This is a genomic window from Methylobacterium sp. B1, from assembly GCF_000333255.1.
Taxonomy (GTDB): Bacteria; Pseudomonadota; Alphaproteobacteria; order Rhizobiales; family Beijerinckiaceae; genus Methylobacterium; species Methylobacterium fujisawaense.
Genome location: NZ_BACT01000419.1, coordinates 1 through 16,609, shown reverse-complemented (window position 1 = coordinate 16,609; position 16,609 = coordinate 1). Strand labels below are relative to the sequence as shown.

Here is a 16,609-nt window from a genome sequence, read left to right as displayed (position 1 = left end):
CCTGAGCGGATCGTATCGCGGCCCGGGACGGGGCGGCCGGCCAAGAAAAACCCGCCCGGCTGAGCCGGGCCGGTCTGAAACCGGGCGATCGCTCCGGCCTGCGGAGCGATTCGGACAGCTTACTCGGCGGCGGTGGGCGCGGCGGCCGGGGCGTCCTTGGTCTTGTAGCGGTCGGTGCGCTCGACGATGCGGGCCGACTTCCCGCGGCGGTCGCGGAGGTAGTACAGCTTGGCGCGACGCACCTTGCCGCGACGGGCCACCTTGATCGAATCGATCATCGGCGAGTGCACCGGGAAGACGCGCTCCACGCCCTCGCCGTAGGAGATCTTGCGGACCGTGAAGCTCTCGTTGAGGCCGCCGCCCGAGCGGGCGATGCAGACGCCCTCGTAGGCCTGAACGCGGGTGCGCTCGCCTTCCTTCACGCGGACGTTGACGATCAGCGTATCGCCCGGCTCGAAATCCGGGATGGTCTTGGCGAGGCGCGCGACTTCCTCGCGCTCCAGCTGCTCGATGATGTTCATGGCATAGCTCCGGCCGTCGCGCCGCTTCGCCCCTCATGGGCGATCGGCGCCAGGATTTCGGCGATCCTGTTGTGAGTTGGGCGGCTCTCTACAGGATCGTTGCCGGCTTGTCGATTGCCGTTGGACGCGGTTCAGCGACGGTCCCGGTCGACCGGCTCTCGCGCCGCCTCGGCCTCGGGCAGCACGCAGGCGGCCAGGAAGGCGGCGAGGTCGTCCGTGATGTGGTCGATATGCGGCTCGCGCACCGCCTCCTGCTCGAAGGCCTCGCGGTAGGGATCGGTGACCCTCGGCACCACCAGCACGGTGGCCATGCCGAGGTCGTGCGGCACCGCGAGGTTCCGGGCGATGTCCTCGAACAGGGCCGCGCGGGTCGGCTCGACGGCGTGCTTCTCCAGGAACCGCTCGTAAGTCGTGCGTTCCGGCTTCGGGACGAAGTCGGCGGCGGCGATGTCGAACACGTCCTCGAAATGATCGAGGATGCCGAGCTTGGCGGCGACGGTCTCGGCGTGCCGGCGCGACCCGTTGGTCAGGATCAGCTTCCGCCCGGGCAGCCGCTCGATCGCGTCGCCGAGGCTCTTGTCGAGCTTGATCGACGAGTGATCGATGTCGTGGGCGAAGTCGAGGAAATCGTGGGGATCGACGCCCGCCTCGACCATCAGCGCCGACAGCGTCGTGCCGTAGCGGTGATAGAAATGCTTCTGCAGCGCGCGCGCCGAGATCCCGTCGAGTCCGTAGAGCTGCATCACGTACAGGGTGATGCGCTCGTCGACCTTCGGCCAGACCGCGGCATCGCTCGGGTAAAGGGTATTGTCGAGGTCGAACACCCAGGTGTCGACGTCGGCGAAGCCGCGCGCCGCTGGGGTGGTGAACTGGGCCTTGCCGGGGTGGTGCACCGGAACCCCTCAGGTTGCTGATACCCACGGAATCTGTGGACCGGAACGGTCAAGCTCGCAAGTTTGATGCTTGTCCGGGGCTGGTCTCGTGGGCGGGGTACGACAATGCGCGGCGGGCGCAGATGTTGCCGCCACCGATGCGGGCGGCACCGCGCCGGGAGGCGGCGCGGTGCGGGTCGGTCCGATTCTCAGCCCCGACGGATCAGGGTGCCGGCGCCGTAATCGGTGAACAGCTCGAGGAGCACCGCATGGTTGACCTTGCCGTCGAGGATGACCACCGCCTCGACACCGCGCTCGAGCGCATACATGCAGGTCTCAATCTTCGGGATCATCCCGCCCGTGATGGTGCCGTCCGCGATCAGGCGCCGGCAATCCTCCACGGTGAGTTCCGGGATCAGCTTCTTGTCCTTGTCGAGCACGCCCGGCACGTCCGTGAGCAGCAGCAGGCGCTTGGCCCGAAGCGCCCCGGCGATCGCCCCCGCGAAGGTGTCGGCGTTGACGTTGTAGGTCTGGCCGTCAGCGCCGTAGGCGACGGGCGCCAGGACCGGGATCAGCTCGGCCTTCAGCACCGCGTCGAGGACGCCGCGCTCGACGTGATCCGGCTCGCCGACGAGGCCCAGATCGACGGTCTGCTCCACGTGGCTCTCGGGATCGACGACGGTCTTCATGGCCCGCTTGGCCCGGACCATGTTGCCGTCCTTGCCGCACAGGCCGACCGCCCGGCCGCCCTCGGCGGAGATCCAGCCGACGATCTGCTTGTTGATCAGGCCCGCCAGGACCATCTCGACCACCTCGACAGTGGCCTCGTCGGTGACGCGCAGGCCGCCGCGGAACTCAGACTGGATGCCGAGCCGGTCGAGCATCTTGCCGATCTGCGGCCCGCCGCCGTGCACGACGATCGGCTTCAGCCCGGACTGTTCCAGGAGGACGATGTCCTCGGCGAAATCCTCGGCCGCGGCCCGGTCGCCCATGGCATGGCCGCCGTACTTGATGACCACGATCTCCTGGTCGTAGCGCTGCATGTGGGGCAGCGCCTGAGCCAGGACCTCGGCACGCACGTGCACGTTGGGCAATTCGGTCATCGCGGTCCTTCGCCGATCCTTGGGTCGGGTCCTCGGGGGCGGATCTGCGGCCTCCCCTTCGGGCGGTGGCGCTTCTACAGGAAGCCGTCCGCGCTGCGAAGCCGCCCCGCCTCCATTCGCGGATCGGCGGCGCGCGGCCCGGCCGCCGGCGCGCGGCGCCCCGGTGGCTGTCAAACTACAGTCATCCTTCGCGGGTGTTGCATTCCCGTGACAGACTGGACCGGATCCAGGCTGGCCCGGCTTGCATCGTCTGGCGGCCGGGATCATGTTGCATCGCAGCAAGCCGCTGGGCGAGCTGCCGGGAGGGCCCGATGCGGATTGCGATGATTGGGGCCGGGTATGTCGGCCTGGTCTCCGGGGCATGCCTCGCCGATTTCGGCCACGCGGTCGTCTGCATCGACCGGGATCCCGACAAGATCGCGAGCCTGAATGCCGGCCGCATGCCGATCTACGAGCCCGGCCTCGACGCGCTGGTGACCGAGAATGTCCGCCAGGGCCGGCTCGCATTCAGCACATCGATGCGGGAGGCCGTGGCCGAGGCCGACGCGGTGTTCATCGCGGTGGGCACGCCGTCCCGCCGCGGCGACGGTTTCGCCGACCTGAGCTTCGTGTTCGATGCCGCCCGGGAGATCGCCGGGGCGCTCTCGGGCTTCACCGTGGTGGTGACGAAGTCGACCGTGCCGGTGGGCACCGGCGACGAGGTCGAGCGCATCATCCGCGAGACCAATGCCGGCGCGGACGTCGCGGTGGTGTCCAATCCCGAGTTCCTGCGCGAGGGCGCGGCCATCGCCGACTTCAAGCGTCCCGACCGCATCGTGGTCGGCGCCGAGGAGGCGCGGGCAGAGGCCGTGATGCGCGAGGTCTACCGGCCGCTCTATCTCAATCAGGCCCCGATCATGGTCACCGCGCGGCGCACCGCCGAACTGACCAAATACGCGGCGAACGCGTTCCTGGCGGCCAAGATCACCTTCATCAACGAGATCGCGGACCTGTGCGAGGCGGTCGGCGCCGACGTTCAGGCGGTGGCCCGCGGCATCGGGTTGGACAACCGGATCGGGTCGAAGTTCCTGCATGCCGGGCCGGGCTACGGCGGCTCGTGCTTTCCCAAGGACACGCTGGCGCTGGTCAAGACCGCCCAGGATGCCGGCACCCCGCTGCGGATGGTCGAGACGGTGGTGGCGGTCAACGACCAGCGCAAGCGCGCCATGGCCCGCAAGGTGATCAAGGCCTGCGGCGGCAGCGTACGCGGCAAGACGGTGGCGCTGCTCGGCCTGACCTTCAAGCCGAACACCGACGACATGCGCGATGCGCCCTCGCTGGCGATCATCGCCGGGCTTCAGGATGCGGGGGCGAAGGTGCGCGCCTACGATCCGGAGGGCATGGAGCAGGCCCGGATCCTGATGCCGGCTGTGGATTACGCCGAGAACGCCTATGCCTGCGCGGAGGGTGCGGACGCCCTGGTGATCGTCACCGAGTGGAACGCGTTCCGGGCGCTGGACCTCGACCGGCTGCGTCAGATCATGTCCTCCGACGGATCGGCCCCCGTGCTGATCGACCTGCGCAACATCTACGACCCCGCGAGCGCGGCGCGACACGGTTTCACCTATTGCGGCGTCGGACGAACCAAGGAGAGCGTCGCGCGGAACGGGTCTTGATCATCGCGGTGGCGACCGACGGGCCTGAATTCCTGTGCGGGATCTGCGCCGGCGCGCGAAGATTTCTTCCGGAATCGGGCCCGATGCCGCTAGACGGGCTGCCGCCCCCGAGGGGCAACTGTGGCTTTCTCGTGGTCGAGTTCGCGTCTCGACAGGCGGTCCAGCGGTTCAATCTTGGCGTTTTGGGCGCAGGGATTGGATAAGCCGCTGATGAATACATGTCACAGCCTCTGGCAATTTCGCCGCAGAGGGATGACCTCGCGTTGGGGCTGGTTGGACACCGCAATGGTGCCACAGTAAGGGGTGAGAGGGTACTCACTCGTCGAGAGCCGAGCCGACTTCCGATAACGAGCGTGTGCGAACCGAACGTGACACAACGTACAGACATTGCGATCGTCGGACGCGCATGCCGACTGCCCGGAGCCCCCAGCGTCGACGGGCTGTGGTCACTCCTGTCCGAGGGGCGCTGCGCCGTCAGCAAGGTGCCGGCCGACCGGTTCTCCCTGGAGCGGTTCGCGCACCCGCGCGCCCATGAGCGCGGCAAGAGCTACACCTGGGCCGCCGGTGTCATCGACGACGTGTGGTCGTTCGACCCTGCGGTGTTCGGGATCTCGCCCCGCGAGGCGGAGCAGATGGATCCGCAGCAGCGGATGCTGCTGGAACTGACCTGGGAGGCTCTTGAGGATGCGGGCCTGCGCCCGTCCAGCGTGGCCGGCAGCAATATCGGCGTGTTCGTCGGCGCCTCGTCGCTCGATTACGGCAACCTGCGCATCCTCGACGCGCCGTCGGGCGACGCCTATGCGGCCACCGGCAACACGCTCTCGATCATCTCGAACCGCATCTCCTACATCTTCGACCTGAAGGGCCCGAGCTTCACGGTCGACACGGCCTGCTCGTCCTCCCTCGTCGCCTTCGACAACGCCGTCCAGGCGATCCGGTCGGGCCGCGTCGACACCGCCGTCGTCGCGGGCGTCAACGTGCTGGCGAGCCCGTTCAACTTCATCTGCTTCTCCACCGCGCAGATGCTCTCGCGCACCGGCCTGTGCCAGGCGTTCTCGAAGAACGCCGACGGCTACGTGCGCTCGGAGGGCGGCGTGGTGTTCGTGCTGCAATCAGCCGAGGCCGCGCGGCGCAACGGCGCCACGGTCCGCGCCGTGGTGGCGGCCTCGGGCATCAATTCCGACGGGCGCACCACCGGCATCTCGCTGCCCTCGGGCTACGCCCAGGGCGCCCTCTTGGAGAAGGTCTACCGCGAGGCCGAGATCGGTCTCGACGACCTCGCCTTCATGGAGGCGCACGGCACCGGCACGCCGGTGGGCGATCCGATCGAGGCCTCGGCCATCGGCTCGAAGCTCGGCCGCGGCCGGCAGGCGCCGCTGCCGATCGGCTCGATCAAGACCAATATCGGCCACACCGAGCCTGTCTCGGGCCTTGCCGGCCTGATGAAGGCGACGCTGGCGCTGGAGCACGACCTCGTGCCGCCGTCGCTGCATGCGGCTGAGCTGAATCCCGAGATCCCCTTCGACGACCTCAACCTGCACGTGGTGCGGAAGGCCCTGCCGATCACCCGCGGCGCGCGCGAGCGTTTCGCGGGCGTGAACTCCTTCGGGTTCGGCGGCACCAACGCCCATGTCGTCATCACCGACGCCCCGGCCTGGTCCAGGGCCGCCGAGTCGGCCCCGGCGCCGGAAGCCCAGGTGCTGCTGCTCTCGGCCCAGAGCCGGGCCGCACTGAACGAGTTGGCCCTCGATTACGCCGAACGCCTGGAGGCCGAGCCCGCCCAGGTTCCGACCATCGCGGCCGCCGTCGCCCACCGCCGCGAGCGCATGTCGGCCCGCCTCGCCATCGCCCTCGACGGCAAGGCCGACGTGGTTGCCGCCCTGCGCGCCGTCGGCGAAGGCGAGGACACGCAGGACGCCTTCACCGGCACCGCCGTCGACCGTGTCGCCGAGGTGGCCTTCGTCTATTCGGGCAACGGCAGCCAGTGGGCCGGCATGGGCCGCGAGGCCTACGAGGAGAACCCCGCCTTCCGCGCCGCCTTCGACCGGATCGACACCCTGTTCCAGGGCTACTCCGACTGGTCGCTCAAGGACGCCCTCTACGCCGACGACCTGGACGAGCGCCTCGTGCTCACCAGCGTCTCGCAGCCGCTGATCTTCGCCATCGAGAGCGCCTCCACGGCCGCCCTCAAGGCCAAGGGTCTGATCCCGTCCTATGTCCTCGGCCACAGCGTGGGCGAGATCGCGGCCGCCGAGGCCGCCGGCATCCTGAGCCTGGAGGACGCGGTCCGGGTCATCTACTACCGCAGCCACCATCAGGAGACGACGCACGGCCAGGGCACCATGGCGGTGCTGCTGATGCCGTCCGAGGAGGTCGAGGCCTTCCTGAAGGACTACCCGTCCCTCGACATCGCCGCCTACAACAGCCCGAAGGCCGTCACGGTCGCCGGGCCGGTGGCCGATATCGACGCCGCACTCAAGGCGCTGTCGCGCAAGCGCCGCCGCGGCCGCAAGCTCGACCTCGCCTACGCCTTCCATGGCCGGCTGATGGACCCGACCGAGAAGCCGCTCCTGCGCGATCTCGCCGGGCTGAAGGCCAAGGCCGGCACCACCGCGATGGTCTCCACCGTCACCGGCAGCGTGCTGGACGGCAGCCATTTCGGTGCCGGCTACTGGTGGCGCAACATCCGCGAGCCGGTGCGCTTCTGCGAAGCCGTGCAGGACGCGACCCGCCGCGGCGCCCGCGTCTTCGTCGAAGTCGGCCCGCGCGCGACCCTCATGTCCCATGTCGGCGACGCGGTCGAGCCGCTCGGCATTGAGACCGCCACGGTCGGCGTGATGCACCGCAAGGCCTCCGGTGGCGATCCGATCGCCAAGGCGGTCAGCGCCGCGCTGGTCCAGGGCGCGCAGGTCGACGAGACCCTGCTGTTCGGCGATGCGCCCAAGGGCGATGTCCGCCTGCCGACCTATCCGTGGCAGCGCCGGCCGTTCCGTCTCGCCGACACCACCGAAGGCGTCGGCGCGATGAGCCCCCGCCCCTACCATCCGCTGATCGGGTCGCGCACGACCTTCGACGGACTGGAATGGAACGGTTTCGTCGATCCGGTCACCGTGCCGGAGCTGGAGGACCACAAGGTCGACGGCCAGGTGATCATGCCCGGCGCCGGCTTCGTCGAGATGGCGCTGGCCTGCGTCCGCGAGGCCCTGCGCGACGACGAGGTCGTGCTGGCTGATTTCGAGATCGTGGCGCCGATGGTGTTCGCCGAGGAGGCCCTGCGCGAGGTCGCGGTGCGCCTCTCGGGCTCCGGCAACGGCATCCAGGTGCTGAGCCGTCCGCGCCTGACGCAGACGCCCTGGCAGCTCCACGCCCAGGCGAAGATCGTCGAGGGCACCTTCTCGTCGCCGAAGGCCCCCGACCTGAACGGCTTCAGCTTCGAGACCGCCGGCGAGCACGTGCTCACCGGCGACGCGCTCTACGCCAAGGCCCTCGCCTCGGGTCTGGCCTTCGGCCCGAGCTTCCAGCAGGTGGCGATGAGCGCCCGGCTGGACGACGCCACCATCGTGTCCGATCTGCTGCCGGCGGAGCCCGACAGCCGCTACGCCCTGGTGCCGAACCGGCTCGATGCCTGTTTTCACGGGTTGATCCTGCTCTTCGCCGATCTTCTCGGCGAGAATGGCGGCAAGGCCTACATCCCGGTCCGCTTCGGAGAGGTGCGCCTGCTGCGCCCCGGCGCGGTGATCGCCCGTTCGATCATCCGGACACGCCGCTGCAACGAGCGTTCGATCCTGGCGGACTTCACCCTCCTCGATGCCGAGGGGGCGGTGGTCGCCACGATCCGCGAGGGCCGATTCCAGGCCCTGCGGGCCAAGAGCGGCGGTGACCTCGCGGCCTTCGCGATCTCGCAGGTGCCGGAACTCGCCACCGAGCCGACCGCGATCCCCATGGAACGCCGTCCGAGCGTGGCCGCGCGGCTGCGCCCGCTGGCCGCCGAGGCGAAGGGGCCGGCCGACGCCGCCCTGTCTCCGGGGCACCTCCTGCTGGAAGGCTGGGCGACCTCGCTCGCCCACCGCCTCGCCTCCGGGTTGGCCCAGGGTGCGACCGTCTCTGTCACCGACAGCCGCGTGCCCGAGGCCCTGCGCCCCTGGCTGCTGAACGCCCTCTACGCCCTGGAAAGCAGCGGCCTCGCCGAGCGCGCGGGCCAGAACTGGACGCTGGGCGACGGCTCCGCGTTGCCGGCGCCCGACGAGATCATGCGCTGGATCGCCGGTGACCATCCGGATCTCTCGGCCGAACTGGTGCTGATCGCCGATGTCGGCGCCCTGGTCGACCGGCTGCTCGCCGGGAAGCTGACCGACGCGCCCGCCCTGCCGCAGGGGGCGATCGACGCCTTCGTGCTGCGCTCGGCCACCGCGCGCCACGGCGCCGACGTGGTCGCCAGCCTGATCGAGCGGAGCCGAGCCCAGCTCCCGAAGGAGCGGGCGCTGCGAGTCCTCCAAGTCGGCTTCGGCCCGCTCTCGGCGCAAACCGCGACCTTCGCGGCCGCCGCCGAGGCCCGGCTCACCGTCTTCGAGACCGATCGCCGGCTCGCCGAGCGCGCCCGCCTGTCCCTGGGACGCGCCGCCGCCGTGGTCGAGACCGCCGAGGAACTCGCTCCCGGCAGCTTCGACCTGATCCTGGCGGCCGGCAGCCTCCACCGGGGCGACCGGTCCCTTCCGGGCCAGCTCGCCGGGGCGCTCGCCACCGGCGGCCTGCTGGTGGCGGTCGAGCCGGGAGCGTCCCTGTTCCGTGACCTCGTGTTCGGTCTCACGACCGGCTGGTTCGAGGAGGCCGTGGGCGGCATGCCCGTGGGCCGGCTCGAGGACATCGAGGGCTGGCAGCGCACGCTGAGCGCCCACGGCCTCGTCAAGGTCGAGGTCGAGCGGGCGGCCTCCGCCAACGGCGACGACCTCCTGCTGACGGCCGAGGCGCCGGTGCGTCCGGGCCCGGCTCCGGCACAGAGCTTCGCCTTCATCATCGGCTCCGACGACGAGTTCGCGGCCGAGACCGCCTCCTCCCTGGCGACGCTGCTGGTCGCGGGCGGCGTGCATGTCTCGATCATCCTCGACTCCGAAACCTCCCTGATGGAGCTGGAGAAGGAGACCCCCGACACGGTGGTGTTCCTAGCCGGCGCCTTCACCCGCGGCGGCGAGGCGGCCGAGCGGCTGCGCGACCGCTGCCTCAGCCTGAAGCGCTGCACGGAGCATCTCGGCGCCCGCCAGACCCGGCTGTGGGTCGTGGCGCCGGGGGCCACCCGCGACCGCGGCGGCCAGACCACCAACATCGAGGCCGGCGTGTGGGCCTTCTCCCGCACCCTCGCCAACGAGGCCCCGAACCTCGACGTCCGCCGCATCGACCTCTCCCCCGAGATGTCGTCGAAGCGCGCCTCGGAGCGCCTGCGCGACCTGATCCTCTCCGGCACGCCGGAGACCGAGATCGTGCTGGACGACGAGCGGACCCAGGTCGTGCGCTTCCACGCCGGCCGGCCGCAGCACCGGGATCCGGCCGATACCGTCCCGGCCGAGGCCGCGCGGCTCGAGCGCAGCAACACCGGCGGCCTCAGCGAGATGGTCTGGGGTCCGGCCGAGCGCCGCGCCCCCGGCAAGGGCGAGATGGAGATCGCGGTCGAGGCCACCGGCCTCAACTTCCGCGACGTGCTCTGGGCGCTCTCGATGCTCCCCGAGGAGATCCTTGAGGACGGCTTCGCCGGCCCGCGCCTCGGCCTCGAATGCGCCGGCCGCGTCACGGCCGTCGGCCCGGGCGTGAAGGGCTTCAAGGTCGGCGATCCGGTCGTCGCCTTCGCCCAGTCGGGCTTCGCCACGCATATCGTGGTGCCCGACCTCGTCGTCGCGCCGATGCCGCAGGGCCTCGACCCGATGGCGGCCGCCACCGTGCCGGTGGCCTTCCTCACCGCCTATTACGGCCTCGTTTCCTGCGCCCGGATGCGGCGCGGCGAGTGGGTGCTGGTCCATGGCGGCGCGGGTGGCGTCGGCCTCGCGGCCCTGCAGATCGCCAAGCTGAAGGGTGCGCGGGTCATCGCCACCGCCGGCTCCCGCGAGAAGCGGGCCCTCGTGAAGGCGCTGGGCGCCGAGCACGTGCTCGATTCCCGCTCGCTCGCCTTCGTGGACGAGGTCCGGGCGATCACCGGCGACGGCGTCGACATCGTGCTGAACAGCCTGTTCGGCGAGGCGATGGAGCGTTCGCTCAACGCGCTGCGGCCCTTCGGCCGCTTCGTCGAGCTGGGCAAGCGCGACTACGTCGCCAACACCCATATCGGCCTGCGCCCGTTCCGGCGGAACCTCAGCTACTTCGGCGTCGACCTCGATCAGGTGATCCAGCACCAGGGCGACGACGGCGCGCGGATGTTCCGCGAGGTGATGGCCCTGTTCAACGACGGCGGCCTGAAGCCCCTGCCCTACCAGCCCTTCACGGCGGCCGAGACCTCGGACGCGTTCCGGCTGATGCAGCAGTCGGGTCACATCGGGAAGATCGTGATCAGCCCGCCCAAGGCCGGCACGATCATGAAGGATACGGCGAAGCCGTTCACGGTCTCGGAGACGGGCGTCCACCTGCTGACCGGCGGCCTCGGCGGCTTCGGCCTGGAGGCGGCGCGGTGGCTGATCGACCGGGGTGCCAAGCACCTCGTGCTGGCCGGCCGCAAGGGGGCGGCCACCGATGAGGCCAAGGCGATCGTCGCCGAGCTGTCGGCCCAGGGTGTGACCGTCGAGGCGAAGGCCGTCGACATCACCAGCCGCGCCTCGGTGGACCGTCTGCTCGCCGAGATCGAGCAGAAGGGCAAGAAGCTCGCGGGCGTGCTCCACGCCGCGGCGGTGCTGCAGGACGGCCTGATCTCCAACATCGACGCGGCTGCGCTCGACGCGGTGATCGGCCCGAAGGTGATCGGCGCCCAGCACCTGGACGCCGCGACCCGTGACCGGAGCCTCGACTACTTCGTCCTGTTCTCCTCGGCGACGACCTTCATCGGCAATCCCGGTCAGGGCTCCTACGTGGCCGCCAACGGCTTCATGGAGGGCTTGGCGCGCCAGCGCCGCCGCCGCGGTCTACCCGCCCTGGCGGTGGCCTGGGGGGCCATCGGCGATGTCGGCATGCTCGCCCGCAACAGGGCGGTCATGGAAGGTCTGGCCGGTCGCGTCGGCGTCACGCCGATGGAGGCCCGCCGCTGCCTCGACCTGATGGCCGAGGCGCTGGAATGCCAGGGGACGTCCCCCGACGAGGCGGTGATCGCCATCGCGGCGATGCATTGGGGCAAGGCGCGCGAGCGGCTCGCAACCATGCGCTCGCCGAGCTACGCGGAACTCGGGTCGGACCAGCAGGTCGAGGCCGGCGGCGTCCAGGCGATCAACATCGGGGCGCTCCTCAAGGGGGGCGACCTCGACGCGGTCCGCAAGACCGTGTCGGATGCGATCGTCGAGGACATCGCCCGGATCCTGCGCCTGCCGAAGGACGACATCAGCCGCGTCCGCCAGCTTTCGGAGATCGGCCTCGACTCGCTGATGGGCGTCGAACTCGGCGCCAGCCTGCAGGAGCGCTTCGCCCTCGACGCGCCGCCCGCGGGCCTGTCCTCGGGCATGACCGTCACCGAACTGTCGGAGTCCTTAATTCAGGCGGTTTCCGCGCCCATGGATGAGACCGCCGGCGTCGCGATGAGCCTCGTGGCGAAGCATGTCGGCGGTGAGGTGGATGCGCAGATGATCGCGCCTCTCAAGGAACTCATCGAGCAGACGTCCAGCGGGATCAAAGAGACCAACTCATGACCGACACGGCACGGCCGGACGGCGGGCGGGCGGCGCTCGCCGGCTTCGTGACCAACCGGCTCGGGCGCGCCACGCCGCGCCCGGCCCCCGTCAAAGCGGCCTCGCCGGCCGGGAAGTCGGCGGCGCAGAACTTCGAGAACCTGCCGGGCTACCGGGAGCTGAAGCTTCAGCGGCAGGCGGCGGAGCTGATCGGCCTGGGCAACCCGTTCTTCCGCGTCCACGACGCCAAGGCCGGAGCAACCACCCGGATCGACCAGAAGGCCTTCACCAACTTCTCGTCGTATGACTATCTCGGCCTGAACGGACATCCGCGGGTGAGCAACGCCGCCCGCGAGGCGATCGATGCCTACGGCACCTCCTCGTCGGCGAGCCGTGTCGTGGCGGGGGAGCGTCCGGGCCATATCAGCCTCGAACAGGCTTTGGCCAAGCACTATCAGTCCGAGGGCTGCGTCGTGATGGTGAGCGGGCACGCCACCAACGTCACGACGATCGGCGCCCTGCTGGAATCCGGCGACGTCATCTTCCACGACGCCCTCTCCCACAACAGCATCGTCACGGGCGCGCAACTCTCGGGGGCGCAGCGGCGCTCCTTCGCGCATAACGACCTCGATGCCCTGGAGACCCTGCTCCAGTCGACCCGCCACGAGCACCGCCGGGCGCTGATCGTGGTCGAGGGCCTCTACAGTATGGACGGCGATGCGCCGGACCTCGCCGGGCTCGTGGCCCTCAAGAAGCGCTACGACGCCTGGCTGATGGTCGACGAGGCCCATGGTCTCGGCGTCACCGGCCGCACCGGCGCGGGCCTGTTCGAACATTGCGGTGTCGACCCGAAGGAGGTCGACATCTGGATGGGCACGCTGTCGAAGACCCTGTCCACCTGCGGCGGCTACATCTGCGGGCCGATTGCCCTGATCGAGTACCTCAAGCACACGGCGGGCGGATTCGTGTACAGCGTCGGCATGTCGCCGCCGCTCGCCGCCGCTGCCGAGGTGGCCCTCGCGGTGATGCATGCCGAGCCGGAGCGGGTCGAGCGCCTGCGCCAGAACGGCACCTTGTTCCTGGCGACCGCCAAAAAGCTGGGCCTCGACACCGGCTTCAGCCTGGGCCTCGCGGTCGTGCCGATCATCGTCGGTGACTCGCTGAAAGCCGTCACCCTGTCGGACCGGCTGTTCCGCCGGGGCATCAACGTCCAGCCGATCATCCACCCGGCGGTGCCGGAGCGGGCATCGCGCCTGCGTTTCTTCCTGACCTCCGAGCACACCCCCGACCAGATCCGCGACACCGTGAACGCGGTGGCCGAGGAACTGGCGGCCATCGACAAGGGCGGCTCGCTGATCGAGCAGCTGCTGGCCAAGCGGGTCTGAGCCCGTCCGGGGCCGTGGGCCCCGGATCCACGACGAGCGTTATGACGGGAAACGGGGCGCGGATGACATCCGCGCCCCGTTTCGCTTTGAACCCAGGGTGTCCGCAGGCGCGATAAGGAAGGGCCGGGATCCGGGATCGCGCGCACAGGCGGCGCCGCGATCCCGATCGTCCCCTATGCGGGCCGCTCCCTACTTGGCGTAGGAGTAGGCCAAGGCGGCGGAGGAGACTGGTCCGGTGACGCCGCTGAAGGCGGTGAGCACCTTCTGGACCTCGGTGAACGGCGCGTTCGACACGTAGATCAGATCGCGGTTGCGCATGCGGAACGCCTGGGAGACGAACAGGCTGTTGGGATCGCGCATGTCGATCCGGTAGACCACCGGCACCAGCGGCGTGCCGAGCAGCCGCGAGCTGGGGCTGAGGCGCCGCACGACGCTGGCCGGCTCGAACCGGAAGATAAACGTCCCGGCCGGGTCGGCGGCGAAGTCCGACAGGCCGCGCGCCTTGGCCAGCGCCTGGGCCAGGGTGATGCCGTCGGCCTGGAACGGCAGCTCGGTGCTATTGCCCAGCGCGCCCACCGCGATGAAGGTCTGCGGGTCGCGCACCAGGGTGAGCACGTCGTTGGGCCGCAGGTAGATGTTCTCCTTGGGGTTCGACACCACCGTGGTCAGCGGCACGGTCGCGGTCACCGGGCCGCGCGAGAGCCGCACGAAGGTCTCGTTGACCGGCGCGCGGTTGCCGCCGGCGGCGGCGATGACGTCGAGGATGCGGTCGCCGTGGCCCGAGAGCGGCAGGCGGGCGCCGGCGGCGCCCTCGCCGGTGACGGTCACCGCCTGGCTGATCGGCCGGGTGACCGAGACCAGCACCTGCGGCTGGATGGCCTTGCCGGCGAGTTCGTTCTCGATGAGCGCCTGGACGTCCTGGGTGCGGCGGCCGGCGACCTTGATGCGGCCGGCATAGGGGACCGAGATGGCGCCGTCGCGCCCGACGGGCTGCTCGGGGATGAGGGCGGACTTGGAGCCCGCCGAGAAGCGGTCGGCCACCAGCGGCCCGGAGAACAGGCCGCCCGACCCGGCTTCCCAGATCGAGACCGAGACCATGTCGCCGACGCCGATCACCGGCTCCGAGGAGGGACGGTGGTCGCCGAAGGAGGCGAGCAGGCTGTCCAGCGGCCGGCCGCGCAGGGCCTCGACCACCGAGGGCGTGACGTCGATGATCTCGTAGCGGGCGATCAGGCCGCCGTCGGCGGTGGCCACCTCCGCCCCCGCCTGGATCGCGCCCGCCGTCGGACCCGCCGCAGGCAGGTAGGTGCAACCCCCTGCAGATCCCGCCGCCAGAGCGGCCATCAGGGCGGTGCGCGCCGTCTTACGCAGCATCACAGAGACTTCTCCTCGCCGACCCCGCGCCATCGCTGGCCCGGGCCGGGACATCCAGTTTGACCGCCAAACGCTGCGATCGCTTTAACGGCCGCGCCGAACCGGCGGCCGCCTCGCGGACGGTCGCGCTATCCGTGGGCAATGCGTCACCAGCGTGGCACAGCCACGCTTATGGCGCGCAAGCTTAACCTTATCATGTCCCGGCAGCCATGTCCGCCGGTGCGCTCGCGAGAATCCCCCGCAGCGCCCGCCCGAGCTCGTCGGCGGCGATGTCGACCTGAGCCGGAGCGCCCTGCGGTTGGCCGAAGCGGAACAGGGCGTAGTCGGTGGTCCGGCCTCCAAAGCCCGGCTTGCAACTCGGCAGCGACGGTGCGTGGTCACCAAACACGCAGAGCGTGATGGTCTGGTGGCGCTCGCGGGCGATGACGTCGAGGCCCGCCACGATGTCCTCCACCATCTGTCCGGTATTGGCGACGTGGTGGAGATACTGGGCCTGCGGGTCGTCGATGCCCGGCAGCCGCCCCGGCTTCCAGGGGCCGTGGTTCTCCATGGTCACGCAGAACAGGAACAGCGGCGTCTGCCGGGCCCGGACCTCCGCGAGGAGGCGGTCGCCGAGGGCGATGTCTCCGACATAGGGGCCGACGCGCGGCGTTTCCGTGAAGGCTTCGCCCATCACGAGGTCGGCGAAGCCGAAGGCCTCCATCACCCGTGCCCGGCGGAAGAAGTCCCTGTGGAACGGGTGCAGGAACAACGTGCCGTAGCCCCGTCCGCGGGCGAGCCGCGCGAGGCTCGTCGGCTCGTCCCCGCTCCGGGACGTGTAGGGGTCGTACCGGCCGAAGCCGAGGCTGTCGGAGGGCCGGCCCGTGAGCACCGCGTGCTCGCTGCGCATCGTGTAGGCACCGTGCGCCGGGACCCGAAGGCGCCCGTACTGCGCGGCCCGGGTGCGGAACAGGTCCATCACCGGCAGCTTCGCGCCGCCCAGCCGCTCCGGATCGACGAAGGATTCCAGCTGGATCACCACCACGACGTCGTCGCCCGGCCCGTGCGGCAGCGCCGGCGCCTCGGGCACGGGCTCGCCGCCCGCCATCGCCCGGGCGGTGTAGCCCAGAAGGCTCGCCGGCAGGCCGACCCGGGTCACGTCGGCCTCCAGGTCGGGCTGGGGGAACCAGCGGGCGATCAGCCCTGCGAGCGGCGGGCGCGGCGCGGCCTTGACCAGCAGCCAGAGCGCGAGCGGCAGGCCGAGCAGGGCCAGGATGCGCGGCAGCGTGGCGGCGGGCAGCACGCTCGGTTCGGTCCGGTACCACAACACGGTCACCGCCAGGGTGAGCAGGACCGGACCCGCGATGCGCGGATCCCACAGGGGCGGGATGTAGTAGAGCTGCGGATGCCGCGGCACCTGGGGCAGCAGGGCGAAATCGCTGAACAGCAGCGGCTCGCCGATCACCGAGCGCTTGGCGCGGCTGACGACGATGAGGATCGCCACCGTGATCACGCAGGTCAGCCCGGCGAGCCAGGGGCGCCAGGAGAATGCGAACCAGAACAGCAGGATCAGCAGGTAGCCGAGCAGCCGCAGGCCGAGATCCCGCGGCGCGAGGCTCGCCCGGCTGAGCGAGTCGCCCGCCAAAACCTCCAGGGCGAGGCAGACGGCGAGCGCGAGACCGGTGGCGATGAGGAACGTCGTCAAGACTCGGACACTCGGCGTGGGGCGGGCCTGCTCTCCGCCGGAATCCGGTCCGGCGGGAAACAGCGCGCGGGAGCAAGGAGTTGCGAGCCGTTCCTGATCCGGAATGATCGGGACCGGCCCCGGGGCGGGCTGCTGAAGTCTGACTCTAGCAGCGCGCGCTATCGCTTTGGTGTCACATCAGAGTCTCGTGGAACCGGATTCCGCGCGACGGCCCCGGTCTAGCGC

Annotated in this window: 8 protein-coding genes; 3 read left to right on the top strand and 5 right to left on the bottom strand. The window is 70.4% G+C overall.

Annotated features, from left to right (window positions below; translation table 11 throughout):
• Positions 1-119: 119 nt before the first annotated feature.
• The 3 genes from rplS to argB form a co-directional block, all read right to left on the bottom strand.
• Positions 120-521, bottom strand: coding sequence for a 50S ribosomal protein L19 (gene rplS / locus I53_RS12240; RefSeq protein ID WP_043351057.1), 402 nt, complete (start codon positions 519-521; stop codon positions 120-122).
• 131 nt (positions 522-652) lie between these two features.
• Entirely contained in the window at positions 653-1,414 is a 762-nt protein-coding gene (locus I53_RS12235; RefSeq protein WP_043351056.1) for a pyrimidine 5'-nucleotidase, read from the bottom strand.
• Between the two features lie 188 nt (positions 1,415-1,602).
• Positions 1,603-2,496, bottom strand: a complete 894-nt coding sequence (gene argB / locus I53_RS12230; RefSeq protein WP_043351054.1) for an acetylglutamate kinase — start codon at positions 2,494-2,496, stop codon at positions 1,603-1,605.
• Positions 2,497-2,807: 311 nt separating this feature from the next.
• Here argB and I53_RS12225 point away from each other — a divergent pair, with 311 nt between their 5' ends.
• The 3 genes from I53_RS12225 (at position 2,808) to I53_RS12215 (ending at position 13,326) form a co-directional block, all read left to right on the top strand.
• Positions 2,808-4,151: a UDP-glucose/GDP-mannose dehydrogenase family protein gene (locus tag I53_RS12225; RefSeq protein WP_043351052.1), complete on the top strand. Its 1,344-nt coding sequence runs from the start codon at positions 2,808-2,810 to the stop codon at positions 4,149-4,151.
• A gap of 368 nt (positions 4,152-4,519) precedes the next feature.
• Complete coding sequence (locus tag I53_RS12220; RefSeq protein ID WP_187294346.1) at positions 4,520-11,962, top strand: type I polyketide synthase; 7,443 nt, start codon at positions 4,520-4,522, stop codon at positions 11,960-11,962.
• On the top strand, positions 11,959-13,326 hold the full coding sequence (locus I53_RS12215) for an aminotransferase class I/II-fold pyridoxal phosphate-dependent enzyme (RefSeq protein WP_043351049.1): 1,368 nt from the start codon (positions 11,959-11,961) through the stop codon (positions 13,324-13,326). The genes I53_RS12220 and I53_RS12215 overlap by 4 nt, the downstream gene beginning before the upstream one ends.
• Before the next feature lie 189 nt (positions 13,327-13,515).
• Here I53_RS12215 and I53_RS12210 read toward each other — a convergent pair whose 3' ends face one another.
• Both I53_RS12210 and I53_RS12205 read right to left on the bottom strand, forming a co-directional pair.
• On the bottom strand, positions 13,516-14,700 hold the full coding sequence (locus I53_RS12210) for a polysaccharide biosynthesis/export family protein (protein ID WP_083936041.1): 1,185 nt from the start codon (positions 14,698-14,700) through the stop codon (positions 13,516-13,518).
• A gap of 193 nt (positions 14,701-14,893) precedes the next feature.
• Positions 14,894-16,384, bottom strand: coding sequence for an LTA synthase family protein (locus tag I53_RS12205; RefSeq protein ID WP_043351047.1), 1,491 nt, complete (start codon positions 16,382-16,384; stop codon positions 14,894-14,896).
• Positions 16,385-16,609 lie beyond the last annotated feature (225 nt).